Source organism: Ferrovibrio sp. (assembly GCF_002796975.1).
Classification (GTDB): domain Bacteria; phylum Pseudomonadota; class Alphaproteobacteria; order Ferrovibrionales; family Ferrovibrionaceae; genus Ferrovibrio.
This window is the reverse complement of sequence record NZ_PEKV01000003.1, coordinates 56,833-79,678: the sequence shown is the minus strand read 5'-3', so window position 1 is coordinate 79,678 and position 22,846 is coordinate 56,833. Positions and strand designations below refer to the sequence as shown.

At 63.2% G+C, this 22,846-nt stretch carries 25 protein-coding genes and 1 tRNA gene; 11 read left to right on the top strand and 15 right to left on the bottom strand.

What is annotated here, in order from left to right; genetic code table 11:
- Positions 1 to 121 precede the first annotated feature (121 nt).
- The 6 genes from CTR53_RS02075 to murA are packed head-to-tail and all read right to left on the bottom strand — an operon-like array spanning position 122 to position 4,817.
- Positions 122 to 553 (bottom strand): arsenate reductase ArsC, encoded by a 432-nt coding sequence (locus tag CTR53_RS02075; RefSeq protein ID WP_290809002.1) that lies wholly within the window; start codon positions 551 to 553, stop codon positions 122 to 124.
- A gap of 6 nt (positions 554 to 559) precedes the next feature.
- Positions 560 to 1,051 (bottom strand): UPF0262 family protein, encoded by a 492-nt coding sequence (locus CTR53_RS02070; protein WP_290809000.1) that lies wholly within the window; start codon positions 1,049 to 1,051, stop codon positions 560 to 562.
- On the bottom strand, positions 1,048 to 2,349 hold the full coding sequence (gene hisD / locus CTR53_RS02065) for a histidinol dehydrogenase (protein ID WP_290808998.1): 1,302 nt from the start codon (positions 2,347 to 2,349) through the stop codon (positions 1,048 to 1,050). Before hisD ends, CTR53_RS02070 begins: the two co-directional genes overlap by 4 nt.
- Positions 2,349 to 3,047 carry an ATP phosphoribosyltransferase gene (hisG, locus tag CTR53_RS02060; RefSeq protein ID WP_290808996.1) on the bottom strand — a complete coding sequence of 233 codons (699 nt, stop codon included), beginning with the start codon at positions 3,045 to 3,047 and terminating at the stop codon, positions 2,349 to 2,351. Before hisG ends, hisD begins: the two co-directional genes overlap by 1 nt.
- Entirely contained in the window at positions 3,044 to 3,535 is a 492-nt protein-coding gene (locus CTR53_RS02055; RefSeq protein ID WP_290808994.1) for a DUF2948 family protein, read from the bottom strand. The genes hisG and CTR53_RS02055 overlap by 4 nt, the downstream gene beginning before the upstream one ends.
- 1 nt (position 3,536) lies before the next feature.
- Positions 3,537 to 4,817 carry a UDP-N-acetylglucosamine 1-carboxyvinyltransferase gene (gene murA / locus CTR53_RS02050; protein ID WP_290808992.1) on the bottom strand — a complete coding sequence of 427 codons (1,281 nt, stop codon included), beginning with the start codon at positions 4,815 to 4,817 and terminating at the stop codon, positions 3,537 to 3,539.
- 215 nt (positions 4,818 to 5,032) lie between these two features.
- Here murA and CTR53_RS02045 point away from each other — a divergent pair, with 215 nt between their 5' ends.
- Positions 5,033 to 5,560 (top strand): DUF6622 family protein, encoded by a 528-nt coding sequence (locus CTR53_RS02045; RefSeq protein ID WP_290808990.1) that lies wholly within the window; start codon positions 5,033 to 5,035, stop codon positions 5,558 to 5,560.
- On the opposite strand, the gene dcd is transcribed toward CTR53_RS02045, so the two are convergent.
- Together dcd and CTR53_RS02035 are read right to left on the bottom strand one after the other, a co-directional pair.
- Positions 5,555 to 6,109, bottom strand: a complete 555-nt coding sequence (gene dcd, locus CTR53_RS02040; RefSeq protein ID WP_290808988.1) for a dCTP deaminase — start codon at positions 6,107 to 6,109, stop codon at positions 5,555 to 5,557. The two genes, CTR53_RS02045 and dcd, sit on opposite strands and share 6 nt — an antisense overlap.
- A 64-nt stretch (positions 6,110 to 6,173) precedes the next feature.
- Entirely contained in the window at positions 6,174 to 6,362 is a 189-nt protein-coding gene (locus CTR53_RS02035; protein ID WP_290808986.1) for a hypothetical protein, read from the bottom strand.
- Between the two features lie 288 nt (positions 6,363 to 6,650).
- On the opposite strand from CTR53_RS02035, the gene CTR53_RS02030 reads away from it, so the two are divergent.
- From CTR53_RS02030 to CTR53_RS02020, 3 genes are all read left to right on the top strand, one after another.
- A tRNA-Thr gene (locus tag CTR53_RS02030) sits at positions 6,651 to 6,725 on the top strand.
- Between the two features lie 129 nt (positions 6,726 to 6,854).
- On the top strand, positions 6,855 to 9,092 hold the full coding sequence (locus tag CTR53_RS02025; RefSeq protein WP_290808984.1) for a lysylphosphatidylglycerol synthase transmembrane domain-containing protein: 2,238 nt from the start codon (positions 6,855 to 6,857) through the stop codon (positions 9,090 to 9,092).
- A gap of 48 nt (positions 9,093 to 9,140) precedes the next feature.
- Positions 9,141 to 9,719: a PAS domain-containing protein gene (locus CTR53_RS02020; RefSeq protein WP_290808982.1), complete on the top strand. Its 579-nt coding sequence runs from the start codon at positions 9,141 to 9,143 to the stop codon at positions 9,717 to 9,719.
- A gap of 10 nt (positions 9,720 to 9,729) precedes the next feature.
- Here CTR53_RS02020 and CTR53_RS02015 read toward each other — a convergent pair whose 3' ends face one another.
- Positions 9,730 to 10,089: a hypothetical protein gene (locus CTR53_RS02015; protein ID WP_290808980.1), complete on the bottom strand. Its 360-nt coding sequence runs from the start codon at positions 10,087 to 10,089 to the stop codon at positions 9,730 to 9,732.
- Between the two features lie 253 nt (positions 10,090 to 10,342).
- Between CTR53_RS02015 and CTR53_RS02010 the strand changes: the two genes are divergently transcribed.
- On the top strand, positions 10,343 to 10,606 hold the full coding sequence (locus CTR53_RS02010) for a hypothetical protein (RefSeq protein ID WP_290808978.1): 264 nt from the start codon (positions 10,343 to 10,345) through the stop codon (positions 10,604 to 10,606).
- Between the two features lie 46 nt (positions 10,607 to 10,652).
- Here the strand turns inward: CTR53_RS02010 and CTR53_RS02005 are convergent, their stop codons facing one another.
- A complete protein-coding gene (locus CTR53_RS02005) occupies positions 10,653 to 11,231 on the bottom strand; it encodes a PAS domain-containing protein (protein WP_290808976.1) in 579 nt (192 codons plus the stop codon).
- 170 nt (positions 11,232 to 11,401) lie between these two features.
- On the opposite strand from CTR53_RS02005, the gene CTR53_RS02000 reads away from it, so the two are divergent.
- Entirely contained in the window at positions 11,402 to 12,886 is a 1,485-nt protein-coding gene (locus CTR53_RS02000) for a catalase (protein ID WP_290808974.1), read from the top strand.
- A 76-nt stretch (positions 12,887 to 12,962) separates the two neighbouring features.
- On the opposite strand, the gene CTR53_RS01995 is transcribed toward CTR53_RS02000, so the two are convergent.
- From CTR53_RS01995 to CTR53_RS01985, 3 genes are all read right to left on the bottom strand, one after another.
- A complete protein-coding gene (locus tag CTR53_RS01995; RefSeq protein ID WP_290808972.1) occupies positions 12,963 to 14,183 on the bottom strand; it encodes a pentapeptide repeat-containing protein in 1,221 nt (406 codons plus the stop codon).
- A gap of 90 nt (positions 14,184 to 14,273) precedes the next feature.
- Complete coding sequence (locus CTR53_RS01990) at positions 14,274 to 15,491, bottom strand: pentapeptide repeat-containing protein (RefSeq protein ID WP_290808970.1); 1,218 nt, start codon at positions 15,489 to 15,491, stop codon at positions 14,274 to 14,276.
- 131 nt (positions 15,492 to 15,622) lie between these two features.
- A complete protein-coding gene (locus CTR53_RS01985) occupies positions 15,623 to 16,831 on the bottom strand; it encodes a pentapeptide repeat-containing protein (RefSeq protein ID WP_290808968.1) in 1,209 nt (402 codons plus the stop codon).
- A 118-nt stretch (positions 16,832 to 16,949) separates the two neighbouring features.
- Between CTR53_RS01985 and CTR53_RS01980 the strand changes: the two genes are divergently transcribed.
- Complete coding sequence (locus CTR53_RS01980; protein ID WP_290809210.1) at positions 16,950 to 17,639, top strand: PilZ domain-containing protein; 690 nt, start codon at positions 16,950 to 16,952, stop codon at positions 17,637 to 17,639.
- A gap of 35 nt (positions 17,640 to 17,674) precedes the next feature.
- Here the strand turns inward: CTR53_RS01980 and pyrC are convergent, their stop codons facing one another.
- A complete protein-coding gene (gene pyrC, locus CTR53_RS01975; RefSeq protein ID WP_290808966.1) occupies positions 17,675 to 18,748 on the bottom strand; it encodes a dihydroorotase in 1,074 nt (357 codons plus the stop codon).
- Between the two features lie 120 nt (positions 18,749 to 18,868).
- On the opposite strand from pyrC, the gene CTR53_RS01970 reads away from it, so the two are divergent.
- The 4 genes from CTR53_RS01970 to CTR53_RS01955 all read left to right on the top strand — a co-directional run bounded on the left by CTR53_RS01970 (position 18,869) and on the right by CTR53_RS01955 (position 21,360).
- The gene (locus CTR53_RS01970) at positions 18,869 to 19,444 is read left to right on the top strand and encodes a PAS domain-containing protein (RefSeq protein ID WP_290808964.1); all 576 of its coding nucleotides are present in this window, start codon (positions 18,869 to 18,871) and stop codon (positions 19,442 to 19,444) included.
- 141 nt (positions 19,445 to 19,585) lie between these two features.
- Positions 19,586 to 20,101 carry a PAS domain-containing protein gene (locus CTR53_RS01965; RefSeq protein WP_290808962.1) on the top strand — a complete coding sequence of 172 codons (516 nt, stop codon included), beginning with the start codon at positions 19,586 to 19,588 and terminating at the stop codon, positions 20,099 to 20,101.
- 111 nt (positions 20,102 to 20,212) lie between these two features.
- Entirely contained in the window at positions 20,213 to 20,776 is a 564-nt protein-coding gene (locus CTR53_RS01960) for a PAS domain-containing protein (protein ID WP_290808960.1), read from the top strand.
- On the top strand, positions 20,773 to 21,360 hold the full coding sequence (locus tag CTR53_RS01955; RefSeq protein WP_290808958.1) for a PAS domain-containing protein: 588 nt from the start codon (positions 20,773 to 20,775) through the stop codon (positions 21,358 to 21,360). The genes CTR53_RS01960 and CTR53_RS01955 overlap by 4 nt, the downstream gene beginning before the upstream one ends.
- Before the next feature lie 169 nt (positions 21,361 to 21,529).
- Here CTR53_RS01955 and CTR53_RS01950 read toward each other — a convergent pair whose 3' ends face one another.
- Entirely contained in the window at positions 21,530 to 22,693 is a 1,164-nt protein-coding gene (locus tag CTR53_RS01950) for an aminotransferase class V-fold PLP-dependent enzyme (protein ID WP_290808956.1), read from the bottom strand.
- Between the last annotated feature and the right edge of the window lie 153 nt (positions 22,694 to 22,846).

Sequence of the window (22,846 nt, the reverse complement as noted above, 5' to 3'; positions counted from 1 at the left end):
ACGGCGAAGAGCAGCAGGGCCAGGGCAGGGAAAGCGAGGCGACGGGTCATGGGATCAGACTCCGGTGAGTGTCGGGCGGAGTATGGCACACAAATCTTGGCGGATTTGCGGCGAAGCGTACTTAACGTTTCGTAAAACGCTCGCGGATCTTCTTGTTGAGGACGTCGCGCACCGTGCGATAGGCCGCCAGCCGCTGCTCGCGGGTGCCCTCCACGATGGTGGGATCGAAGGTGTTCCAGAATTCGACATCGCAGGCCATGGTGCGGGTCATGTCGACGGCGGTGTGCTGCGCCTCGGGCGACAGCGAGATGATCAGGTCGAAGCTTGAGTCTTCCAAGTCGTCGAAGGTCTTGGAGCGGTGTTTGCCGATATCCAGCCCGATCTCGTCCATGACCTCCACGGCGAGCGGATCGACTTTCTCTTTCCGCACGCCGGCCGAGTCGACAAAGACCTGTTTCGGATAGAGCGCCTTGAGGATGCCCTCAGCCATCGGGGACCGGACACTGTTCATGGTGCAACAGAACAGCACGCTGCCGGGAAGCCGAGCGTCCATGCGGGCTTACCGGATATGCAGGACGCAGATGACGGTGAACAGGCGGCGCGCGGTGTCGAAATCACATTCGATCTTGCCCTTCAGCCGCTCGCGCAGCAGTTCCGAGCCTTCGTTGTGAATGCCGCGCCGCGCCATGTCGATGGTTTCGATCTGCGACGGCGAGGAGCGCTTGATCGCCTGGTAGTAGCTGTCGCAGATCTCGAAATAGTCCTTCACGATCCTGCGGAAGGGCGACAGCGCCAGGATGATCTTGCCGAGCGGTGCTGCTGTCTCGTCGCTGATGTCGAAGACCAGCCGGTTGTCGGCAATGCCGAGCGATAGCTGGAACGGTCCCTGTGTCTCGGTCGCACCGACCGGCGAGAAAGTGTTCTGCTCGATCAGGTCGAAGATCGCGACCTTCAGTTCATGCTCGATATCGGCCGAGCGGCGCACCACCGTACGCTCGTCGAGCTGTACTTCGACGAGACGGTGGCAGTCCGGCGGCGTCTTGTCGGTCATACGGCTCCTTTGGGGAGACGGATACTGACCGACAATGCATGACCCTGCAGGCCTTCGGCATTGGCCAGCACCACGGCGGCTGGGCCAATCTTCTGCAGCGAATCCGCGTCGCACTGCACCAGCGTGGTACGCTTCATGAAATCGAGCAGGTTCAGCCCCGAGGCGAAACGCGCGGCGCCTGCCGTGGGCAGAACATGGTTCGGACCGGCAACATAGTCGCCGATGGCTTCCGGCGTGTGACGGCCGAGGAAGATCGCGCCGGCATGGCGCACCTTGTTGGCCAGCATCTGTGGATCGTCGATGGCAAGCTCCAGATGCTCGGGCGCGATGGCATCCACCAGCGGCGCTGCATCGGACAGCTGCTTCACGGTGATCAGCGCGCCGAACTTCTCCCAGGATGGCATGGCGATACTGCTGCGCGACATGGTCGAAAGCTGCTGGCGCACGGCGGCGCCGACCTTTTCGGCAAAAGCGGCGTCATCGGTGATCAGTACCGACTGCGCCACTTCGTCATGCTCGGCCTGGCTGAGCAGATCGGCGGCGATCCAGGCCGGATCGTTCTTGCTATCCGCCACGACGAGGATTTCGGACGGACCCGCCGGATTGTCGATGCCGACCTGGCCGAAGACCAAGCGTTTCGCGGTGACGACGAAGCTGTTGCCCGGGCCGGTGATCTTGTCGACCGCAGGAATGCTTTCGGTGCCATAGGCCAGGGCGGCTACCGCCTGCGCGCCGCCGATGCGATAGACTTCCGTCACGCCGGCGAGTTTCAGTGCCGCCATCACCAGCGGGTTGAGTTCGCCGCCCGGCGTCGGCAGCGTGACGACGACGCGGCGCACGCCGGCCACCACGGCCGGAATGGCGTTCATCAGCACCGACGACGGATAGGCGGCCTTGCCGCCGGGCACGTAAAGACCTACGGCATCCAGCGCAGTCCAGCGATGGCCGAGCTGCACACCCTGCGCATCGGTGTAGAAATCATCTGACGGCTTTTGGCGCGCGTGGAAATCGCGGATACGCGCGGCGGCGGTTTCGAGCGCCTGCAGCGTCGCGGCATCGACCTGCGCAGCCGCTGTGTCGATCTCGGACTGCGAGATGCGCAGGCCGAGTTTGGCGGAATCGACCTGGTCGAATTTCGCGTTCAGCTCATGCAGTGCCGCGTCGCCGCGCTTGCGCACATCGGCGATGATCCCTGCTACCACAGCCGAGACATCGGCCTCGGCATCGCGTTTGGCCTTCACCATGGCGTTGAAGCGTACGGTGAAATCCCTGTCGGACGCATTCAGCGAAACGGGCATCAGCCGGCCGCCTTCTTGGGTTTGGCGGCATTCGCAGCTTCCACGGCCGCTGTGAACTTCTCCAGCCAGCCGCCGACCTGGATCGGACGGGTCTTCAGGGCTGCGCGATTCACCACCAGGCGCGAGGTGACCTGCGCGATCACTTCCACTTCGACCAGACCGTTGGCCTTGAGCGTAGCGCCGGTCGAGACCAGATCGACGATGCGGCGGCACAAGCCGAGCGTCGGCGCCAGTTCCATCGCGCCGTTCAGCTTGATGCATTCCGCCTGCACCCCGCGCGCGGCAAAGTAGTTCTGCGTCACATGCGGATATTTGGTGGCGACACGCACATGGCTCCAGCGCTTCGGATCGTCAGAGGCAGAGAGCGAGGCCGGCTCGGCGACTGACAATCTGCAATGCCCAATATCGAGATCGAGCGGCGCGTAGATTTCCGGGAAGTCGAATTCCATCAGCACATCATTACCGGCGACGCCGAGCTGCGCCGCGCCGAAGGCCACGAAGGTGGCGACATCGAAGCTGCGCACGCGGATCAGCTCAATATCGGGCTGGCTGGTGGCGAAGCGCAGCTTGCGGCTGTCCTCGTTGGAGAAGTCCTTCTCGGGTTCGATGCCGGCGGCGAGCAGCAGCGGCATGACCTCTTTCAGGATACGCCCCTTGGGCAGAGCCATCACCAGTTTGTTCGAATCGGACACGCTCATGACACTTCCTTATGCTTGGGCGCGCGACGCACCGGATAGGGAGTTCCCAGATCCTGCATCTGTGCGTCCACGCATTCGACTTCGAGCCGGACGGCACCGCCGCCGGCAAATACAAGGGTGAGTAGAGCCGCCGGCGCTTCGCCATGCGGTTCGGCCACAATGGAGAGCAGTTCGAGCGGCGTCGCATCCTCGCGGTCGATGCCGTTCGATTGCACTTTCAGCACGCCGTCGAAATGCAGGCCGGCAGCGACGCGCACATGCGGCAGAGCGCGGACCAGCTTGCCGCGCGCATCGACGCGGTTCTCGTCTTCCCAGCGGAAGCGGTTCAGCACCATGACAAAGCGGCGCTGCTGCGGCTGCCAGGTCATATCGCCGGCGCGCAAGGTCGCATCCTGCAGGCAGGCCGCCAGCACGGTCACGTCCTCCGCGTCTTCTGCGCGCAAACGCAGAGGCGGAAAACGCGGCGTCTTGCGGCGGTCTTCCTGCATCTCAGTCCTTCAGTCTTTCGATATCCGCGCCGCAGGCTGACAGCTTGTCTTCCAGCCGCTCGTAGCCGCGATCGAGATGATAGACGCGGTTGACGACGGTTTCGCCTTCGGCAGCGAGACCGGCAAGAACGAGAGACACAGACGCGCGCAGATCGGTCGCCATCACCGGCGCGCCGGTCAGCTTGGGCACGCCGCGCACCAGCGCCGACGAGCCATGCACCACGATATTCGCGCCCATGCGCGCCAGTTCCGGCACATGCATGAAACGGTTCTCGAAGATCGTCTCGGTGATCATCGAGGCGCCTTCCGCCACCGCCATCAGCGACATCATCTGCGCCTGCATGTCGGTCGGGAAACCCGGATAGGGCGCGGTGAGGAAATCGACGCCTTTCAGGCGCGACCCGTTGCGCGCGATCGAGATGCCGCGCGTGGTCTGCTCGATCAGGCAGCCGGCTTCGACCAGCTTCTCCGCCACCGCCTCGATCAGGTCGAGCCGCGCGCCGGTCAGTTCGACCTTGCCGCCGCAGATGGCGACAGCGGCGAGGTACGTGCCAATTTCGATACGGTCCGGCACGATCTTATGCGTCGCGCCGCGCAAGGACGGCTTGCCATGCACGGTGAGATGCTCGCTGCCGACGCCGTCGATCATCGCGCCCATGGCGACAAGGCATTGCACGAGGTCGGTGATCTCGGGCTCGCGTGCGGCATTCTCCAGCACCGTGGTGCCGTCGGCCAGCGCGGCCGCCATCAGCAGGTTCTCGGTGGCACCGACACTGACCTGCGGGAAGCGGATGGTCGCGCCCTTCAGGCCCTTCTTCGCCTTGGCCTTGATATAGCCGTTCTCGACATTGATCTCGGCGCCGAGCGCCTTGAGACCCATGATATGCAGATCGACCGGCCGCGTACCAATCGCACAGCCGCCTGGCAAGGACACCTCCGCCTCGCCGAACCGCGCCAGCAAGGGCCCAAGCACCAGCACGCTCGCGCGCATTTTGCGCACGATGTCGTAGGGCGCCAGCATCGAGGTGATCCTGCCGCCGTTGAGGTGCATGGTGCGGCCCTCGGGCGTACCGTTGCCGCCATCCATCGAGATGTCGACGCCATGCTGCTGCAGCAGATGCGCCATGGTGGCGATATCGGCCAGATGCGGCACGTTGGAGAGCGTCAGCGTCTCCTCGCTCAGCAGGCTGGCCGCCATCAGCGGCAGCGCCGCGTTCTTGGCGCCGCCGATGCCGATGCTGCCTTCCAGCGGCTTGCCGCCGCGCAACCGAATTCTATCCATAACGCATTGATTCCAAAGAACTACCGGCCGAAATTGCCGGTCAGAGATAAATTAGGGCACCGCTTGTCTAGCGCAACGGGGGCCGAATCGCCAGTGCGCGGTTGCAGCGCGGCATCTGCAGCCGGATGCGTAAACGCCATCACAATGCGGCGGAAATGCGGTTGCCGGCGACGACGACGCCGGCCAGTTTGCCGATACTTAAACCAGAGGCCCGCATGACCACCTTTCTCGGCTACGCCACCGGCATCCTCGCCAACACCCCGCTCTGGGTCTGGGCCCTGCTCGCGCTGCTGATCTGGCTCGGCAGCCTGGGGCTGAAGAGTCGCCGCATGGCTCTGCGTCGCGTCGCCATCGTGCCGGTCGTCTTCGTCATCTGGGGCCTGTCGGGCCTGGCGGCGCGACCGTTCGAGGCCGGGATCATCGCAGCGCTCTGGCTCGGCGGGCTGATTCTCGGTGCGACACTCGGCCTGGCGACCGGCCCGCAACTGCTCGGCGTCGATCGCACACGGCGCGAAGTCGAACTGCCGGCGAGCGGCTGGCCGCTGGCGCGCAACCTGATCATCTTCTTCGCGCATTATGCGCTGATCGTGACGGCCGCCATTCTGACGGCGCAGAAGGCAATGCTGCTGCAGGCCGATATCGCAGTCTCGGGCGCCAGCGCCGGCTATTTCATCGGCTGGTTTGTCGCCCTGCTGCGCCAGTATCGCGCAGCAGGTGCAGGCATTACAGCTTCGGCCCTATAACTTCGGCAGCGTGACGCCGCGCTGGCCCATATATTTGCCGGCGCGGTCGGCATAGCTCACCTCGCAGGGCTGATCGCCCTTGAGGAAGAGGAACTGGCAGGCGCCTTCATTCGCATAAATCTTCGCCGGCAACGGCGTGGTGTTGGAGAATTCCAGCGTCACATGGCCTTCCCATTCCGGCTCCAGCGGCGTCACATTGACGATGATGCCGCAGCGCGCATAGGTGCTTTTCCCCAGGCAGATCACCAGCACATCGCGTGGAATGCGGAAATATTCCACCGTACGCGCCAGCGCAAAGGAATTGGGCGGAATGACGCAGACATCGGTGTCGCGGTCGACGAAAGAGGCCGGCGAGAATTCCTTCGGGTCGACCACCGCGCTGTCGACATTGGTGAAGATCTTGAATTCGCGCGCCACGCGGGCGTCATAGCCATAGGAGGACAGGCCGTAGGAGATCGTGCCCTCGCGCTTCTGCGCCTCGACGAAGGGCTCGATCATGCCCTGCGTCTTCGCCATTTCGCGAATCCAGATATCGGACATGACGGACATGCAGCGGTGCCCTTTCGGTGGCGGAAATACGGTCGTTCGGGCTTAAGCGGGCCGCGCTGGCCCGTCAAGCGGCGGGGTCGTCGGGTTCATCAGCACCGCTGGCGCTCCGGTCGCGGGCCTGCTGTTTGCGGCGGGCGATATTGGCGCGCAGGTTCGCGGCCAGCCGGGTCTCGCGCTCGGCACGCGCTTTCGCCGTGCGGCGGCGCTGGGCCGAGACCGGTGTTTCGGGAGCCGAATTGTCGCTGTCTGCCATTCCTGTCCTGCCATCCTTGCAGCGCCGCCAGCGATAGTCAGCAGCCCTGTGGCCGTCAATCGTAATATGCGGCGGGCGAGCGGCGGAATCCGGGCTCAACTGCCGGGAAAGACAGACAAATCCCCGATTTCGCAAAACCGGGCGGAAAGCTGCGATGTCGTGCTTGCGCGCGCCGGCCGGCTGTGGCAGTTTCCGCGCCCGACGCCGGCCGGACTTTCAGGGTCCGAGGGCCGGTTTGTCGTTTTAGGCCCGCATTAATTCGTTCGGATTAAAAGCCGGGCCTGCCGGGCTGCTGTAGCTCAGTGGTAGAGCACCTCATTGGTAATGAGGAGGTCGACAGTTCAATCCTGTCCAGCAGCACCATCTGCCCGCGAATCTTTTTCCAGCCGCGTCTTATGGACAACTTGCCCGTACACGGACAGCGTGGCATGACCATGACCTCAGGCGTCATCGACAGATAGCGCGCGTCTCCTTCAGATTCGACCATTCGCAATGGCCCGTGGCCTTCGTCTCGCCTTTCTTGCGCTGATCTCGCTCGGATCGCTTGTTGCGACCCTGTATTTCGTTGGCATTGATACGGTTATCGACACCCTGGGCTCGATCCAATGGACGAGCATCGCCATGGCCGCCGTGCTGGTGCTGGCCAATTCGCTGCTCTCACTGGTGCGCTTCCGCTCGGTACTAGGCGGCCTGGGCTTTCATCCCAGCTGGCGCAGCCTGTTCTTCGCCCATTCGATCGGCCAGGTCTCGAACCAGATCTTCCTGAATATCATCGGCCAGAGCCTCAGTCGTGCCGCCGCGCTCGCCGCCGATGGCGTGCCGTTCAGCGCCTCGGTGATCGCGACCTATTGGGAGCGCATCCAGGCTGCTGCCATACTGTTCCTGCTCAGCCTTGCCAGCCTGTGGTATCTCTTCGTCAACATTCATTTCGACCTGCTGCCGGCGGGCCTGTCGCTGCTGTCGCTGCTTGTCACCATGCTGGTCGCCGCCATCGTAGTGGCCGTTACGGTACTGCGCCCGGCCGGCATGCTGAATGGCATTTCCGGCGGCCTGAACACCGTCCTGCGGCAGTGGCCCAGCGTGGCGATCACGCTGCTGGCACATAGCTGCATGTTGGCCGCCTACATAACGCTGCTGTGGGGGTTAGGCATTGTCCGTATCGACGGCACCGTCATCGCTGCCCTGATCGTGGTGATGTTCACCTCCAGCCTGCCGATCAGCTTTTCCGGCTGGGGTATTCGTGAACTGAGTGCCGCACAGGCGCTGGGCGCCGTCGGTGTTGATGAATCCGCCGCGGTTGCCAGCGCCGTCGCCATCGGCCTGCTGTATCTCCTGCTCGTGGTCGCATTTGCTGTCATCAGCACCACGATCATGATGCGGCACCGCAAGAAATATACCGCCCAGAAGCCACTCGTCACTGCGCCTGCGCCGAGCGTCGACTGGAGCAATCTCGGCGTCATTGGCGGCGCATTGTTGTGCACACTGCTGCTGTTCTTCCAGCTGCGCGTTCCTACCAGCAGCGGCGAACTGACCGCCAACATCGCCGATCTGATCGCGCTGACCAGTCTGGGACTTGCGCCCTACTTCCTGTGGACCCACCGGCATACGCTGCCACTGCCAAGGGTGCTGCTGATTGGGCTGGCGGCCGTGTCGCTGGTGCTTGCCGCATCGCTGGCCCACGGCTATCTGCGTTTCGGCTGGACCAGCTGGGCATTTCTCAACCGCGGCCTCGGCTGGCTGATCATTCTCGGTTACGCCACCACCGGCATTGCGGTTGCGATGACGACCGAGCGATACCGGCGGATCATCCTGTCGGCTTTTGTGGCCACCGGCACGACGATCGCTGTTTTGCAGATCGTCCTGATGTTCATGGTGCTCAGCGGTTTCAGATTTCACGTCGATATCTTCTCTCTGCCGCTCAAGGGCTATGCCGGCAATACCAATGCCTTCGCCGTGCAGCTGATCGTGACCGGAGCGGCGGCGATTGCCGCGCGCCATCTCGGACTTTACGGCCGGCGCAACTATCTGCTGCCGCTGACCCTCAGCATCATCGCCATCGCGATCTATTTCTGCCATTCGCGTGCAGGCCTTGGCATGTTTTTCATCATGTTGGCAGCGATGATGATCTTCCCAGCCGGGGTACGACGGCGCAGCCTGCTGCCGGCCGCGCTGTGGTCGATCGCCGCCTTGCTAGCAAGCACGCAGCTTCATCTCCTTTATGGCCTCCTGCTTCGGTTTATCATGGAACTTTTCACCGTGCGGGGGCTGTTGGGCGACTCAAACTATATCTCCATTCTCACCGATCTGCTGCAGGTCAATCTGGAGCGTCAGTCCGGCGATCTTGAACGCTGGACCAGCATCACCGACGGCTGGGCGATGTGGCTGGAACGTCCTATCTTCGGTAATGGCCTTGGCGCCTATATGCACCACTATCTCAGCCTCACCGGCGGTCCACTGGTGATCCATTCGGTGCCGGTCTGGCTGCTGGCAGAGACCGGGCTGGTAGGCCTAGCAGTAGTTGGAGGTACCTTCGCGGCGCTGATGGTCTACGCCCATCGCCATATCAGGCATCCGGATGCAGCCGGCTGGGCCGTCGGTCTGCTGATTGCGATGATCTGCATCGCCGCCGGTGCCGCCGTGCATGACTTCTTCTATCAGCGCAGCTTCTGGTTCCTGCTCGGTTTGTTTGCTGCGCTGCCGAAGTCGGACAGGGCCGTTTCTCGCCCCTGACGCGCAGGATTTGCGGACAAGCCGTCCTTGCGGCGATAGACTTGGCTCATGATCTATACAACGCCCTTTTCCGACGAACCCGCTCTGGAGGCGGTCGCGGATTACTGGACGCGCAAACGGCAGAGCCGCCGCATGCCCGATCGCAGCGAGATCGACCCGCTGGATCTGCCGCCGGCGATCTGGCCCAACCTGCTGATCACCGAGCCGGCCGGAGCCGGTATCTGGCGCTATCGCCTGGTCGGCTCTGCGCATGTCGAGCGCTACGGCATGGATTTCACTGGCAAGACCCTGCACGACATCATGCAGGGCAGCTATCGCGATTACATGACACATATCTATGACGCCGCCTTTCGGGATCGCGCGCCGATCTATTCGGAAAGCGTGTTCCGCTGGGATACCGAAGGCTTTGCGATGACGCGCCGGCTGATGCTGCCGCTGAGCCATGGCATGACCGACCAGCCGGCGCAGATTTTCAGCGTGCAGGTCTGGCCCACCGCGATGCCGGTGCGACCGCGTTCGATCACAGAACTCAGCCGCAGCGGCGGCTTCAGGGACGGCCTCTACCTGCGGCTGGAGACTGAAACCTTCCAGCCGCTGCCCGATCCGCGCTCTGCGGACGGAAGCTGACGGACCCGGATCAGGGCAGCTGCACGCGCACGGCGTAGCGCGTGATCACCTGCAGCGGCACGCTGCCGGTATTGGTTACGGCGATATAGGAATTGCCGACCGGACCGTTGCCGTAGCGATCGTAAAGTTCCGTCCTGCCATTGGCCGGGACGGTCGTGCTGCGACCGCCCGCCGGCAACTGCAGGCTGCCGGCAGCGCTACTGCTGTTGACGATGACGGCGGTCGTATAGCCGCCGCGCTCGGCGACATCGATCTGCGCCGTAGCACCGGGCTGTATCACGCGACTGCCGGCCTGCGCCGGCCCTGCCGCGAACAGTGCGACCGAAGCAATGGCGGAAAGAAGCGAAACAGCGAAGGTGTTTTTCGTCATGCCCTGTCTCCAGTCTCCCGATATGGCAATCGCAGTGCCGTCGGGATCGATTGGACACAAGTATGAGCGCATCTGTCGAAAGGCGAGATCACGTGTTCTGGAAACTCTCCACCCTGCGGCGAGCGTCACAGTTTTCAATGCAAGCCGACTTAGTAATCCGCCTAATGGTTAGAATTCGTTAGTTTTTTTCCAGCATATCGAATACTGTTTGGTTAACGCTACACGCAGGGGTCGGCGTGGGGAGAATGGGGCAATGGGGCAGCAGTACCCGTTTGTGAATTATAAGATCGACGGCAAAGTCGTCACCTTGATCATGGTTTCGGAGGCCGGAGTCGCCACGCCAGAAATGGCCCAGCGCTCCATGGCGGCCTTCAAGCAGCGGCTGCAGAAGGATGAAGTCGTGCTGGTGGCCAAGGGGGTAAGCCTTGCCCCGATCTTCATCGGCGCCAAGCCCTACGTTGAAAAACTGAAAGACGTACCGCTGCACCAGATCAACTGGGGCAAGGTCGAAATGTGACGCTGCCGGCCGGGCCCGTCCCGGCTGCTGCCTGCGCCACCGCCGCTTATTGCGTCGGCTGGCCGCCGCCGCTCAGGCGCCTGATCTCTTCCGGCATTTCATAGGCATCGAGTTCGAAGGTCGCGACATCGCTGATCGTGATCTCGTGCTGTTCGACCAGGCTGGGATTGCGCGCCGCGATCTCGCCATCGAGCTTGATGCAGCCGAGCAGATGATCGATGCGTTCGCCGGTATTCGACAGCGGCAGAAGTATGCGCGAATAGCGGATATACGGCCGTCCGGTGAGATGCAGCGTGTTGCGGCGATACTGCACCTTGCGGTCGAAGGCGGCCGTGCAGAAGGCCTCGTCGAAGAATTCGCGCAGCGGCGAGCGCAGCGCTTCATCCAGCCACAGGCCATGCAGCCGCGCCTGCACCAGCGCCTCGACATCGGCGCCGGCGAGGCGATAGCGGAAGCGTTCCTCGTCGTGATCGACTTCGATGATGAACAGCGACGGCAGCAGGAAACGGATTTCGCCCGGTTCGACCACCGCGCGCGGCGGCGGGAACCGGCTGGTCTTTTTCGACAGCCAGTAGAAATACAGATGCCGCAGATCCTGCTCGTCGATTTTTTCGGCAAAGCGCATGGTTTCTCCCGCCTTCCGCCGAGTCCGCCTCCACTATGCCGCAAAACCGCTGCACCAGACGTAAGAACCACGTGATCGGAAAAAACGATCATTTTATACAAAATAATCAATTTCCTCTGTTGACGTGATCCGGCTAGCCTTTTTTGCAGGCCATTCTGAGGAGAGCTGCCATGACCAACACGCCCACGACCGCCCCGACCATCCTGACCACGGCAGGCGGTGCCCCCGTCGTCGACAACCAGAACTCGCTGAGCGCCGGTGCGCGCGGGCCGCTGCTGCTGCAGGACGTGCATCTGATCGAGAAGCTGGCCGCCTTCAACCGCGAGCGCATCCCCGAACGCGTGGTGCATGCCAAGGGCTCGGGCGCCTATGGCCGGCTGACGGTGACCCAGGACATCACGCGCTACACCAAGGCCGCGCTGTTCAAACCGGGCACGCAGACCGACCTGCTGCTGCGCTTTTCCACCGTGGCCGGCGAACGCGGCGCGGCGGATGCCGAACGCGACGTGCGCGGCTTCGCTTTGAAGTTCTACAGCGAGGACGGCAATTTCGACCTGGTCGGCAACAACACGCCGGTTTTCTTCGTGCGCGACCCGCTGAAATTCCCCGACTTCATCCATACGCAGAAACGCGATCCGCGCAGTAACCTGCGCAATCCGGTGGCGATGTGGGACTTCTGGTCGCTAAGCCCGGAAAGCCTGCACCAGATCACCTATCTGTTCGGCGACCGCGGCCTGCCGCTGAGCTATCGCCATGTGAACGGTTATGGCAGCCATACGCTGAGCTTCATCAACGCGCAGAATGAAAGCTTCTGGGTCAAGTTCCATTTCCACAGCCATCAGGGCGTGAAGAGCATCACCGCGGCCGAGTCGGAGCAGATCATCGGCGTGGATCGCGAAAGCGCGCAGGCCGATCTCTACGATGCGATCGAACGCGGCGACTATCCGAAGTGGACCATGTCGGTGCAGATCATGCCGGAACTGGAGGCAGAAAGGACGCCCTACAATCCTTTCGACCTGACCAAGGTGTGGCCGCATGCCGATTATCCGCTGATCGAGGTCGGCGTGATCGAGCTGAACCGCAACCCCGACAACTATTTCGCCGAAATCGAGCAGGCGGCCTTTGCGCCGGGCAACCTGGTGCCGGGTATCGGTGCCTCGCCGGACAAGATGCTGCAGGCGCGGCTGTTCGCCTATGCCGATGCGCAGCGCTATCGCCTGGGCGGCAACCATGCGCAGATCCCGGTCAACCAGCCGAAATGCCCGTATCACAACTACCAGCGCGACGGGCGGATGCGGGTGGATGGCAACGGCGCCTCACGTCCGAATTACGAGCCGAACAGCTTCGGCGGTCCGGTGCAGTCGGCTTCCGCCGCCGAACCGCCGCTGAAAATCAGCGGCGATGCCGACCGTTACAATCATCGCGACGGCAATGACGATTACGGCCAGGCCGGCGCGCTGTTCCGACTGATGGATGCCGCCGCGCAGGCTCGCCTAATGGATGCGATCGCCGGTGCGATGAAGCCGGTGCCGGAATTCATCCAGCGCCGCCAGATCGCGCATTTCACCAAGGCCGATGCGGCCTATGGCGCCGGCGTGGCCCAACGCCTTGGTCTGGTGGGTCTTAAACTGCAGCCGGCCGCAGCAGCGGAGTAACCGCTCCTCTTTGCTTCGCTGCAAAACAATAGGAGCCGGCGCAAGCCGGTTCCTGTTGTTTCAGGATCGCAGGATGTCAGGCGGCGCCTGTGATGCCGATGCAGTTGCGCAGATCGGCGCCGGAGAAATTGGCACGGCCGAGTTTGGCCTTGCTGAGATCGATATGATCGAGTACCGCGCCGCGCAGATCGGCGCCGGTCAGGTCGGTATCGACCATGATCGGATAGAGCGTGCGGCCGGTGGCCTGCTGGCTGGCGCTGAACAGCGGCGCACCGACCAGCTTGGCGCCGCGGAATGTCGCCTCGGCCATATTGGCGCTGGTGAAGTTGACGCCGCCGAGATCGGCCTGGTCGAAATTCGCCTTGTGCATGTCGGCACCAAGGAAGCTGGCGAACAGCAGCTGCGCATTCGAGAAGTCGGCGCCCTTGAGGTCGCAGCCATGCAGCTCGGCACCGCGCAGGTCGCAGCTGGAGAAGTCGCAGCCGAGCAGCTTCTTGCCGTTCAGGATGGCACGCGCGCCTTCAGCGCCGCCGGTGGCGATCCAGCGGCTGTGGGCGTGCAGGATCACCTCGATCTCGGTCGGCAGATTGGCGGCCTTGCGATAGGTGGCGGCCGAAAGATCGACGCCCTTCAGATTGACTTTCGACAGATCGACGTTGCGCAGATTGGCACCGCGCAGATCGGCACCCTGCAGCAGCGCGCCTTCCATACGGGCGCCGATCAGGTTGACGTCGCGCAGGCGGGCCGAGGTGAGATTGGCGCCCGAGAGATCGGCGCCGGCGAGGTTCACCGCGAACAGGCTGGCATTGGCGAAATTCGCGCCCGTGGCGGACGACACCGCCATATTGGCTTCATCAAGCTGGGCCGAACGCAGATCGGCGCCATCCAGTTTGGCTTCCGAGAGATTGGCGGTCTGCGACTTGGTGCCGCCGCCTTCGACCACGATCTGGCCCGGCCGCAGGTCAGCCTGGTTCAGCGAGGCGCCGCGCAGCACGGTCTTCATCATGTTGGCGCCGCGCAGGTCGGCACGGTCCAGGATCGCGCCCGACAGATCGGCATGCATGAAATCGACCGCGAACAGGTCGGCGCGACGCAGTTCGGCCTTTACCAGCGAGCAACCGCTGAGCAGGCAGCGCGCCAGCACGGCATCGTTCAGTTTCGCATTGTCGAAGCGGAAGAAAGACAGATCCTCGCCGCGGCGCTGCAGGCGCTCGCCTTCGCTGCGGCCGCCGGCCCAGGCGGCATGGCGGGAGAGGGCAACAGTCAGCTGCTGCGGGGGAAAACGGAGTTCAGGCATGCCGGATCGTCAAGGGAAAAGCGGTCTCAGGTTTTGCTTGGAAATGGATTAACGCACCAGATCATTCGCGCTTCAAGGGCATTTGCCCGCTCAGCGCTTGATTCCGAGGCATTCGCGCAGGTCGGAGCCCTGCAGGTTGACCCCGACCATCTTGGCCTGGGTGAAGTCGATACCTTCAAGGGCCACGCCGCGCATGTCGGCGCTGGACAGGTCAGCCTGCTCGAACCGCGGGTAGATCACCTTGCCGGTGCGCTGGTTGTGCACATTGTAAAGTTCGACACCGGCCACCTTGGCGCCGCGCCAGCGGCTGCCCGCCAGATGAGCCCGCATGAAATTCGCGCCGCTGAGATCGGCCATGTCGAAATTGGCCTTGTTCAGATTGGCCTCGACGAAGCTGGCGAACATCATCTGCGCATTCGAGAAATCGGCGCCCTCCAGCGAGGCACCGTGCAGTTCCGCGCCGCGCAGGTCGCAGCCGGTGAAATTGCAGCCATCGAGCTTGAGCCCGCTGAGCACGGCGCGCTTGCCCTGCGCGCCATTGGTGGCGATCCACACGCTGTGTTCCTGCAGCGCGGTCTCGATCGCCTGCGGCAGCTGATCGCCCTTGCGATAGATCGCACCCTGCAGGGACACGCCCTCGAGATTAACCTTGGAGAGATCAACATTGCGCAGGTTGGCACCGCGCAGGTCGACGCCCTTCAGCTTGGCGCCTTCGAGATTGACGCCGATCAGGTTGGCATCCTTCAGCTTGGTGCCGGTCAGGTTGGCGCCGCTGAGATCGGCGCCGGCGAGATTGACGGCAAACATGCTGGCGCCGCCGAAATTCGCACCGGTGGCGGAGGAGACCGACATATTGGCCTCGTCGAGCTGGGCATTCTTGAAATCGGCGCCATCGAGCTTGGCGCCATCGAGACTCGCATTGACCTGTTTGCTCTCGCTGGTCTCGGCGATCATGATCTGGCCGGGCCGCAGATCGACCTGGCTGAGCGAGGCGTTGCGCAGGATGGCACGGCCCAGATTGGCGCCGCGCAGATCGGCGCGATCCAGCACCACGCGGGTGAGGTCGGCATCCTGGAAGTCGGCGCAGAACAGATCGGCGCGCCGCAATTCGGCATTGGCCAGCGAAGCGTTGCCGAAGCCGGCGCGCGACAGGATCGCATCGTCGAGCTTGGCGCCGTCGAGTTTCAGATTCTCGTAATGCACGCCGGGCGACTGCAGGCGCGTGCCACCCGGCCGCCCGGCCAGGAAGGCGGCGTGGCGGGACAGGACAACCTGCACTTCGTGCGATGGTAGATTGCGATCGGCCATTAGCGTTGAAGATCAGCGAAAACCCGGCAACCGGGTAGTTACAAAACGCTAATGTCTGTTAAGAAGTGGCGCAACTCCTAAGTGAAATTGTTGCCAATTCTTACTAATGCAATATTACATCTGATTTTCAATCACTTATGCCGATGCCCGGAACGCATGCCGGTGCAGTTGCGCAGTTCGGTGCCGGCGATATTCACCTTATCGAAAGTTGTGCTGGCGAAATCCACGCCTTCGACCACCGCGCCGCGCAGATCGACGCCGGTCAGATCGGCATTGTCGAAGCGCGGAAAGATCGTCTTGCCGGTGCGCTGGTTGAGCGCATTGAAGATTTCGACGCCGACCAGCTGGGCGCCGCGGAAGGCCGCGCCCAGCAGGATCGCGCCGGAGAAATTGGCGCCGCCCAGGCTGGCCTGGTCGAAATTCGCCTTGCGGATATCCGAGCCGACGAAGCTGGTGAACAGCAGTTGGCTCTTGGTGAAATAGGCGCCGGCCAGGTTGGTGTCGTGGAACACCGCGGCGCGCAGGTCGCAGCTGGAGAAGTCGATGCCGGGCAGCTTCATGCCGGTGAAGACGGCGCGTTCGCCGCTCAGGCCGTTCGAGGCGATCCACTTGCCGTGCAGCAGCAGCTTGCCCTCGATCTCGGGCGGCAGCTGGGCGCCGCGATAGATCGCGCCCGCCATCATCGCGCCGCTGAGGTCGACGCTGGTGAGGTCGACGCTGCGCAGGTTGGCGCCGCGCAGGTCGCAGCCGGCCAGCTTGGCGCCTTCCAGATTGGCGCCGACAAAGGTGGTGTCCTTCAGCTTGGCGCCAGAGAAATCCGCGCCCGACAGATCGGCGCCGGTCAGATTGGCGGCAAACAGCGAGGCGCCAACGAAGGTCGCATTCAGCGCGCTGGCGTTGGACATGTTGGCCTTGTCCAGATGCGCATGGCCCAGATTGGCCTCTTCCAGGTTGGCGCCGGACATATTGACCGGCACGTCCTGCTTCTTCTCCTTCGCGTTGCCGTCACCATCCTTCACATGCTGCACGATCTGGCCCGGGCGCAGATCGGCCTGCCGGAAGGAGGTCTTTTTCAGCACCGCCATCAGGAAATTGGTGCCGCGCAGATCGGCGCGTTCGAAGGTGGTGCCGGTCAGGTCGGCGCGGGTGAAGTCGCTGCCGAACAGGTCGGCGCGCAGGAAGCGGGCGTCCTGCAGCGAGGAACTGGCGAAGCTGCAGCCCGGCAGGATGGCATCGTCGAAGGTGGCGCTATCCAGCTTCAGATCGGAAAAGTCGTCGCCGCGGCATTGCAGGCGGACGCCGCCCGGCCGGCTGTTCAGATAGGCGTTATGGCGCGACAAGGCCCAGCGAACGGGCTCCGGCGGTATCCGCGCGGACATGGCGATGATTTCGACTCTTGGTGGATTACGGGGATGACGGTTCGAGGCTTCACTTTAAAGAAACCAACCCTTGGCCGCCATGGCTTTGTCAGACTCCTATAACCTTAATCGGGCTTTTCAGAATCCGGAGCAGCAAGTAGTGTTGGCTATTCAACAGGGGAATGTGTCGATGGCGTCCGCTAAAGAAAAAAACGAGAAAACCAGTAGCGATAAAGATGGCGCGAACCGCCGCAGATTCGACCGCCGCGATACCCATATCGTCGCCCAGCTGATTTACAATGATATGCCCGTCGACGGCATGGTGACCAACCTGTCGCTCGAAGGCTGCCTGTTTGCGCCGCGTCTCGATATCCCGCTCGGCGGGCGCATCAAGCTGAAGCTGGCCGGCGAACACAAGGCCGTGCCGGCGACGGTGAAGGCGGTGAGCGATCTGGGTGTGCATTGCCTGCTGCATGCCGGCGGCGCCACGCTGGGTCGCCTGTCGGTGGAAGTCGATGACATGGCGCTGCTGATGCTGAATGCCAGCCGCCCGCATGTGGTGGAGCCGGCGCCGAAACAGCCCGCCAAAAAGAAGACCGTGAAGAAAAAGGCTGCGAAGAAGAAAGCTGCGGCGCCGGCAAAAAAGAAGGCCGCGCCGGCCCGGAAGAAAGCAGCGAAAAAAACCGCGACGAAGAAAAAATCTGCTGCGAAGAAGAAAGTCGTCGCGAAGAAGAAAGCCATTGTGAAAAAGAAGGCGGCGAAGAAATCCGCAACGAAAAAGCGCCGCTGACAGCGGCGCTTTTTTATCGCTTAAGACTTGCTGGATCAGGCCGGCACGACCTCGCCGACCGTCCACTGTTTCGCCGCCTCGGTGGCAAAGACCAGGATGCTGTCCTGCCCGACTGCCACGCTGTCGGGCACTGCCGTACCGCGGCGCTCCAGCGCAATGCGCATCTCGTTGACCGGCAGACCATAGAAGCGCGGGCCGTTCAGTGAGGCGAAGGCCTCCAGCCTGTCGAGTGCATTCTCCTCGGCAAACACCTGCGCATAGGACTGCATCGCGGTCGGCGCGTTGAAGATGCCGGCGCAGCCGCAGGCGGCTTCCTTCAGATGCACGAAATGCGGCGCCGTATCGGTGCCGAGGAAAAAGCAGGCGTCACCGGATGTCGCCGCCTTGCGCAGTGCCAGCCGATGATGCTCGCGCTTGGCGATCGGCAGGCAGTAGAGATGCGGCCGCACGCCGCCCTCGAAGATCGAACTGCGGTTGATCATCAGGTGATGCGGCGTGATCGTCGCACCCAGCTGCGCCGCATGCGCGCGCACGAAATCGGCGGCTTCCGCCGTGGTGATATGTTCCAGCACCACTTTCAGGCCGGGAAAGTCCTTCAGCAGCCTGCCCAGAATGCGGTCGAGGAATACGGTTTCGCGGTCGAAGATATCGACGCTGTGGTCGGTCACCTCGCCATGCAGTAGCAGCGGCATGCCGATCTTTTCCATCATCGCCAGCACGCCGGCGATCCGCGCGATGTCGGTGACGCCATGCTGGGAGTTGGTGGTGGCACCGGCCGGATAGAGTTTCGCCGCCACCCAGACCTTGCGTTTGAAGCCATCGGCAAGATCGGCTGGATCGGTGGCATCGGTCAGATAGGCGGTCATCAGCGGCTCGAACCGCGCGCCCTTGGGCAGGGCGGCGAGAATGCGCTGGCGATAGGCTTCGGCGTCGGCAGCCCTGGTCACCGGCGGCTTCAGGTTCGGCATCACGATGGCGCGGGCGAACTGCGCGGCGGTATGCGGCAGCACGGCGGCCATCACATCGCCGTCGCGCAGATGCACATGCCAGTCGTCGGGCTGGCGGATCACCAGGCGGTTCGGGGCGCTGCTGTTGCTGGCAATGTTCATGGGGAAAACCTCTGGTCTGGCCCGGCATGACATACGCCATTCGGCCCGGACGGACCAGTCTTCGCCTATGTGGCTGCGCTATTTCGGTGCAACACCACGCGCCGTCGATATACTGAGCCGGTGACCCGTCCGTTAGCCAGCCTGCTGGAAACCCTCACCCTGCCCGGTCACCGCGCCGTGGCCCAGCACTGGCTGGCGCTTTACGGCGCGGCCGGCAACCGGGTGCCGGCATTGTCCAGCCTCGATCCCCTGCAATTCTCCGCGGCGCTGCCCGATGTCTGGATTGTCGATCAGGACGATGACGGGATTTTCCGCTTTCACCTGCTGGGCCAGAACATGATCGACTGGCATGGCAGTAACCCGAAGGGCCTGACCTTCGAGGAGGTCTATACGCAGACCGTCCTGCCGGTGGTGACCGCCATGGTGCGCCAGGTCATCGACCGTCCGGCCATCTGCCATCAGCATACGCTCAGCACGACGCGCAATCGCCTGTCGCCGGTGCCGGCCGAACGAATCGCGTTGCCGCTGGCCGACACGGACGGCCGCATCCGGCGCCTGTTCGGTGTCACCGTCTACAAGACCCGCGACGGCCATGGCGATGGCATGATCCGCAGCGACATACAAAGCGAGCAATGGTATCCGGTGGCGGAAGCGGAAATTCACGCTGACGAATCTGCGCCCGCCACCGCTGACTGAATGACGTGACGCCGGACACAGTCTGGCTTTCTGCATGGCTGCCCTGCGGCGACTCGCCCGCGGGGAGGATTGAACCGCCGGTCCGCGTGGTTATGCTGCGCGGACTTTTTTTCGCCGTTCCCCGCCGCTTCCCTGCCCGCCATGGACCGCCCGCTCGACACCCTGCTCGCCGATCTCGATCTGCCCGGACATCGTGCCGTGGCCGGGCACTGGCTTGAGCTATACGCCACGGCCGGCACGGTGCCGTCACTGGCCGAGATCGATCCGCTGCATTTCCATCGCGCGCTGCCCGATGCCTGGATCGTCGACCTGACAGACGACGGCCGCTTCTGCTTCCGCCTGATGGGCGAGACGCTGCAGGCCTGGTACGGCCGCAACACGAAGGGCCTGTTTTACCAGGATCTGTTCCCGGCCCATGTGGTGCCGGTGCTGGAGCAGCAGTCGCGCCGGGTGCTGGAACGGCCGCAGGCCGGATTCCAGCGCGTGCATACCAACGTGCCGGATGGCGCACATATGCCACGCGCCTTTGAGCGCCTGACCTTCCCGCTGCGCGACAAGGCCGGCGGCAGAATCGTGCATATCCTCGGCAATTCGATCTTCAACCGCGATGCCGGCGAACCCGCGCCTGAACGCGAATACTGGTATCCGATTCCGTAAGAATTGCCGCAGCGAGACGGAAGCCGGCGGGTTATCAATTTTCAATTATCCCTGCTGCCGGATTCACCCCAGAGTTGACATGATCACAGCCATCCGGAGGGGCGGGCGGTCATGCAATACGACTTTGCCGGCCTGATGGATGCCCTGACGCTGGACTCGCACCGGGCGCTGGCGGCGCACTGGCTCGAGCTGCATGCCGCCGGCGGTGGCGCGCTGCCGCGCGTGACCGCCATCGACCCGCTCAGCCTCGGCCGCCATCTGCCCGATATCTGCATCCTCAATCACGACGGCGGCAACGTGTTCCGTTTCCGCCTCGCCGGCGGCCATGTCAACGATTTCTACGGCGGCGAGGTGCGCGGCAAGTTGCTGACCGATCTGCTCCCCTCGCCGACGCGCGAAAGACTGATCGGCATGGCGCATGCCGTACTGCGACCGCCGGCCGCCATCCTGCACGGCATGAGCGGCATGCTGCCGCAGTGGAATTACTCCGTGGCGCTGCAGCGCCTCAGCCTGCCGCTGGCGGATGCCAGCGGTCGCGCCAGGCATATCATCAGCGCCACCGTGCATTCGCGGCACGAGCCCGACCGCGCGCAGGACTCCGTCATCATCGATTTCCAGCGCCAGTACCGCATCCCGGTCACGGATGTGCCCGCCCAGGCCACAGGCTCGCAATGAACCAGCCCGCTCGTAAAAGCGTTTCATCCGACGCGATGACGATTTCACAATCCACGCAGCGCCCGCTGGACACTTTGCTCGACGATGTCACCCTGCCCAGCCATCGCCTGATGGTGCAGCACTGGCTCGACCTCCATGCAGCGGCCGGCCATCGCATTCCCCGCTACCGCGCGCTGGATCCGCTGCAGTTTCCTGCGGCGCTGCCCGATATCTGGATCGTGGAATGGCGCGACGACGGCCGGCTGTATTTCCATCTCGTCGGTCAGAACCTGGTCGACTGGTATGGCTCCAGCCCGAAGGGCAAGGCGATGGAAGAGGTCTACCCGCCCAATATGGTGCCGCTGATAAACGCCCTGTCGCATAACATCCTGGGCAAGCCGGCGATCTATTACCAGAAGGCTTTCAGCCTGACGCCGCACTGGAGCGTGGCCATCCCGATGGAACGGGTGGCCATGCCGATGACCGACGAAGCGGGCCGCCTGCGCTGGGTCGCCGGCATCACCACCTTCCTCGACGGCAACGGCCGCGGCAGCGGCCCGGTCGCGTCGCGCGTGGCGGAGGAATTCTGGTATCCGGTGCCGTAGCGGGCGACAAGACGTTCGCGAAGAGGGCGGCCGCACTCCCTCTTAACTGTCATGGCCGGGCTTGTCCCGGCCATCCACGTCTTTACCGACGCAGAAAAGGAAGGCGTGGATCCCCGGGACAAGCCCGGGGATGACAAAGGTTACAATGAAGCCCGAGACGGCAAGAAAGCTACAGCACCGACTTCAGCACCCTGAACAGCTTCTCGATATCGGCATCGGTGTTGTAGACATGCGGCGTGACGCGCATCGCCCTGCCGCGCACGCTGACGAAAATCTTTTCCGCCGCCAGCCTCATTGGCAGATCAGCCGGCACGGCGCCACCAAAACGTAAGCCCAGATAATGCCCGGCGCGGCGGTCGGCGCGCACGGTATCAAGTCCGAGTTCAGCACGCGCGCGTTCGGCAATCGCATCGTTGCGGTGTTTGAGCGTCGCGTAGATGCGCGCGGTGCCGAGCGTGAGCAGATAGTCGAGCGCGGCATGTGCGGCCGGCGCCAGCGCGAAATTGCTGCGCTCGCCGACATCGAAGCGCCGCGCGCCGGGCTGGTAGTCGCTCTTGTAATCGACGAGGCCGGCGAAGTTTTCCGAGTCCCTGCGCGCGATCCAGTTCTGCTCGATCGGCATGCCGTCCTGCCACGGCTTCGCCACATACATATAGCCGTAGGTGTAAGGCCCGAGCAGCCACTTGTAGCCGCCCGAGACGAGGAAATCCGGTTGGATCGCCTGCACGTCGAAGGGCATCACGCCCATCGACTGCGTGGCATCGATGCAGAGTGCGGCGCCGACCTTGCGACAGGCCGCGCCGATGGCGACGAGATCGAGCAGGCCGCCATCGGTCCAGTGGCAATGCGGCAGGGCCACGATTCCTGTATTTGAATCGATGCGCTGCAACACCAGCGCGGTCCAGTCATCGTCACCGGGACGCGGGATGTTGACGAAAGTGGCGCCGACAGCCTTTGCCTTCTCGATCCAGGGATAGACATTGGACGGGAACTGCTCGGCCAGCGTGATGACCGTCTGGCCTTTTTTCAGCGGCAGGATATTGGCCGCCACCGCCATGCCGTAGGACACGCTCGGCACCAGCGCGACATCGTCGGCCGTGGCATTGACCAGTTTGGCAAACAGGCCACGCACGGCTTCCGATTCCGTGAAAAAGTCGGCCGGTGCAATCGTCCAGGGGTTGAGCTTGGCGCGCATGCCGCGTTCGCCGGCCTCAACCGCCGCTTTCGGCATCGGCCCCATATAGGCGCTGTTGAGATAGGCGACATCCTCGGGGATATCGAACAGCGCGCGCTGCGACGGCAGAAAATTCGAGGTCGGGCTTTGCTGATTCATCGAAGCAGTCCATCTGCAGACAGATAAGGAGGCCTGTGATTGCCGCGCTGATGCCGGCCTGTCGAGCAGCAAATTGCCACCCGACAATCTGACCTTACAGGTAAGTGGCTGACCGCGCATGACGGCGTGAATGTATCCCGACAATATTCCGCT

Bases quoted from the DNA above. Each gene is read 5' to 3' on its own strand.
- CTR53_RS02010 (WP_290808978.1), top strand. From the start codon at position 10,343: ATGGGGCAGCAGTACCCGTTTGTGAATTATAAGATCGACGGCAAAGTC.
- CTR53_RS02015 (WP_290808980.1), bottom strand. From the start codon at position 10,089: ATGACGAAAAACACCTTCGCTGTTTCGCTTCTTTCCGCCATTGCTTCG.
- dcd (WP_290808988.1), bottom strand. From the start codon at position 6,109: ATGTCCGTCATGTCCGATATCTGGATTCGCGAAATGGCGAAGACGCAG.
- hisD (WP_290808998.1), bottom strand. From the start codon at position 2,349: ATGCCCGTTTCGCTGAATGCGTCCGACAGGGATTTCACCGTACGCTTC.
- CTR53_RS02075 (WP_290809002.1), bottom strand. From the start codon at position 553: ATGGACGCTCGGCTTCCCGGCAGCGTGCTGTTCTGTTGCACCATGAAC.
- pyrC (WP_290808966.1), bottom strand. From the start codon at position 18,748: ATGAACATTGCCAGCAACAGCAGCGCCCCGAACCGCCTGGTGATCCGC.
- CTR53_RS02055 (WP_290808994.1), bottom strand. From the start codon at position 3,535: ATGCAGGAAGACCGCCGCAAGACGCCGCGTTTTCCGCCTCTGCGTTTG.
- CTR53_RS02045 (WP_290808990.1), top strand. From the start codon at position 5,033: ATGACCACCTTTCTCGGCTACGCCACCGGCATCCTCGCCAACACCCCG.
- CTR53_RS02020 (WP_290808982.1), top strand. From the start codon at position 9,141: ATGATCTATACAACGCCCTTTTCCGACGAACCCGCTCTGGAGGCGGTC.
- CTR53_RS02025 (WP_290808984.1), top strand. From the start codon at position 6,855: ATGGCCCGTGGCCTTCGTCTCGCCTTTCTTGCGCTGATCTCGCTCGGA.
- CTR53_RS02070 (WP_290809000.1), bottom strand. From the start codon at position 1,051: ATGACCGACAAGACGCCGCCGGACTGCCACCGTCTCGTCGAAGTACAG.
- CTR53_RS01950 (WP_290808956.1), bottom strand. From the start codon at position 22,693: ATGAATCAGCAAAGCCCGACCTCGAATTTTCTGCCGTCGCAGCGCGCG.
- murA (WP_290808992.1), bottom strand. From the start codon at position 4,817: ATGGATAGAATTCGGTTGCGCGGCGGCAAGCCGCTGGAAGGCAGCATC.
- CTR53_RS02005 (WP_290808976.1), bottom strand. From the start codon at position 11,231: ATGCGCTTTGCCGAAAAAATCGACGAGCAGGATCTGCGGCATCTGTAT.
- CTR53_RS01960 (WP_290808960.1), top strand. From the start codon at position 20,213: ATGCAATACGACTTTGCCGGCCTGATGGATGCCCTGACGCTGGACTCG.
- CTR53_RS01980 (WP_290809210.1), top strand. From the start codon at position 16,950: ATGGCTTTGTCAGACTCCTATAACCTTAATCGGGCTTTTCAGAATCCG.
- CTR53_RS01965 (WP_290808962.1), top strand. From the start codon at position 19,586: ATGGACCGCCCGCTCGACACCCTGCTCGCCGATCTCGATCTGCCCGGA.
- CTR53_RS02035 (WP_290808986.1), bottom strand. From the start codon at position 6,362: ATGGCAGACAGCGACAATTCGGCTCCCGAAACACCGGTCTCGGCCCAG.
- CTR53_RS01995 (WP_290808972.1), bottom strand. From the start codon at position 14,183: ATGCCTGAACTCCGTTTTCCCCCGCAGCAGCTGACTGTTGCCCTCTCC.
- CTR53_RS02000 (WP_290808974.1), top strand. From the start codon at position 11,402: ATGACCAACACGCCCACGACCGCCCCGACCATCCTGACCACGGCAGGC.
- CTR53_RS01955 (WP_290808958.1), top strand. From the start codon at position 20,773: ATGAACCAGCCCGCTCGTAAAAGCGTTTCATCCGACGCGATGACGATT.
- CTR53_RS01990 (WP_290808970.1), bottom strand. From the start codon at position 15,491: ATGGCCGATCGCAATCTACCATCGCACGAAGTGCAGGTTGTCCTGTCC.
- hisG (WP_290808996.1), bottom strand. From the start codon at position 3,047: ATGAGCGTGTCCGATTCGAACAAACTGGTGATGGCTCTGCCCAAGGGG.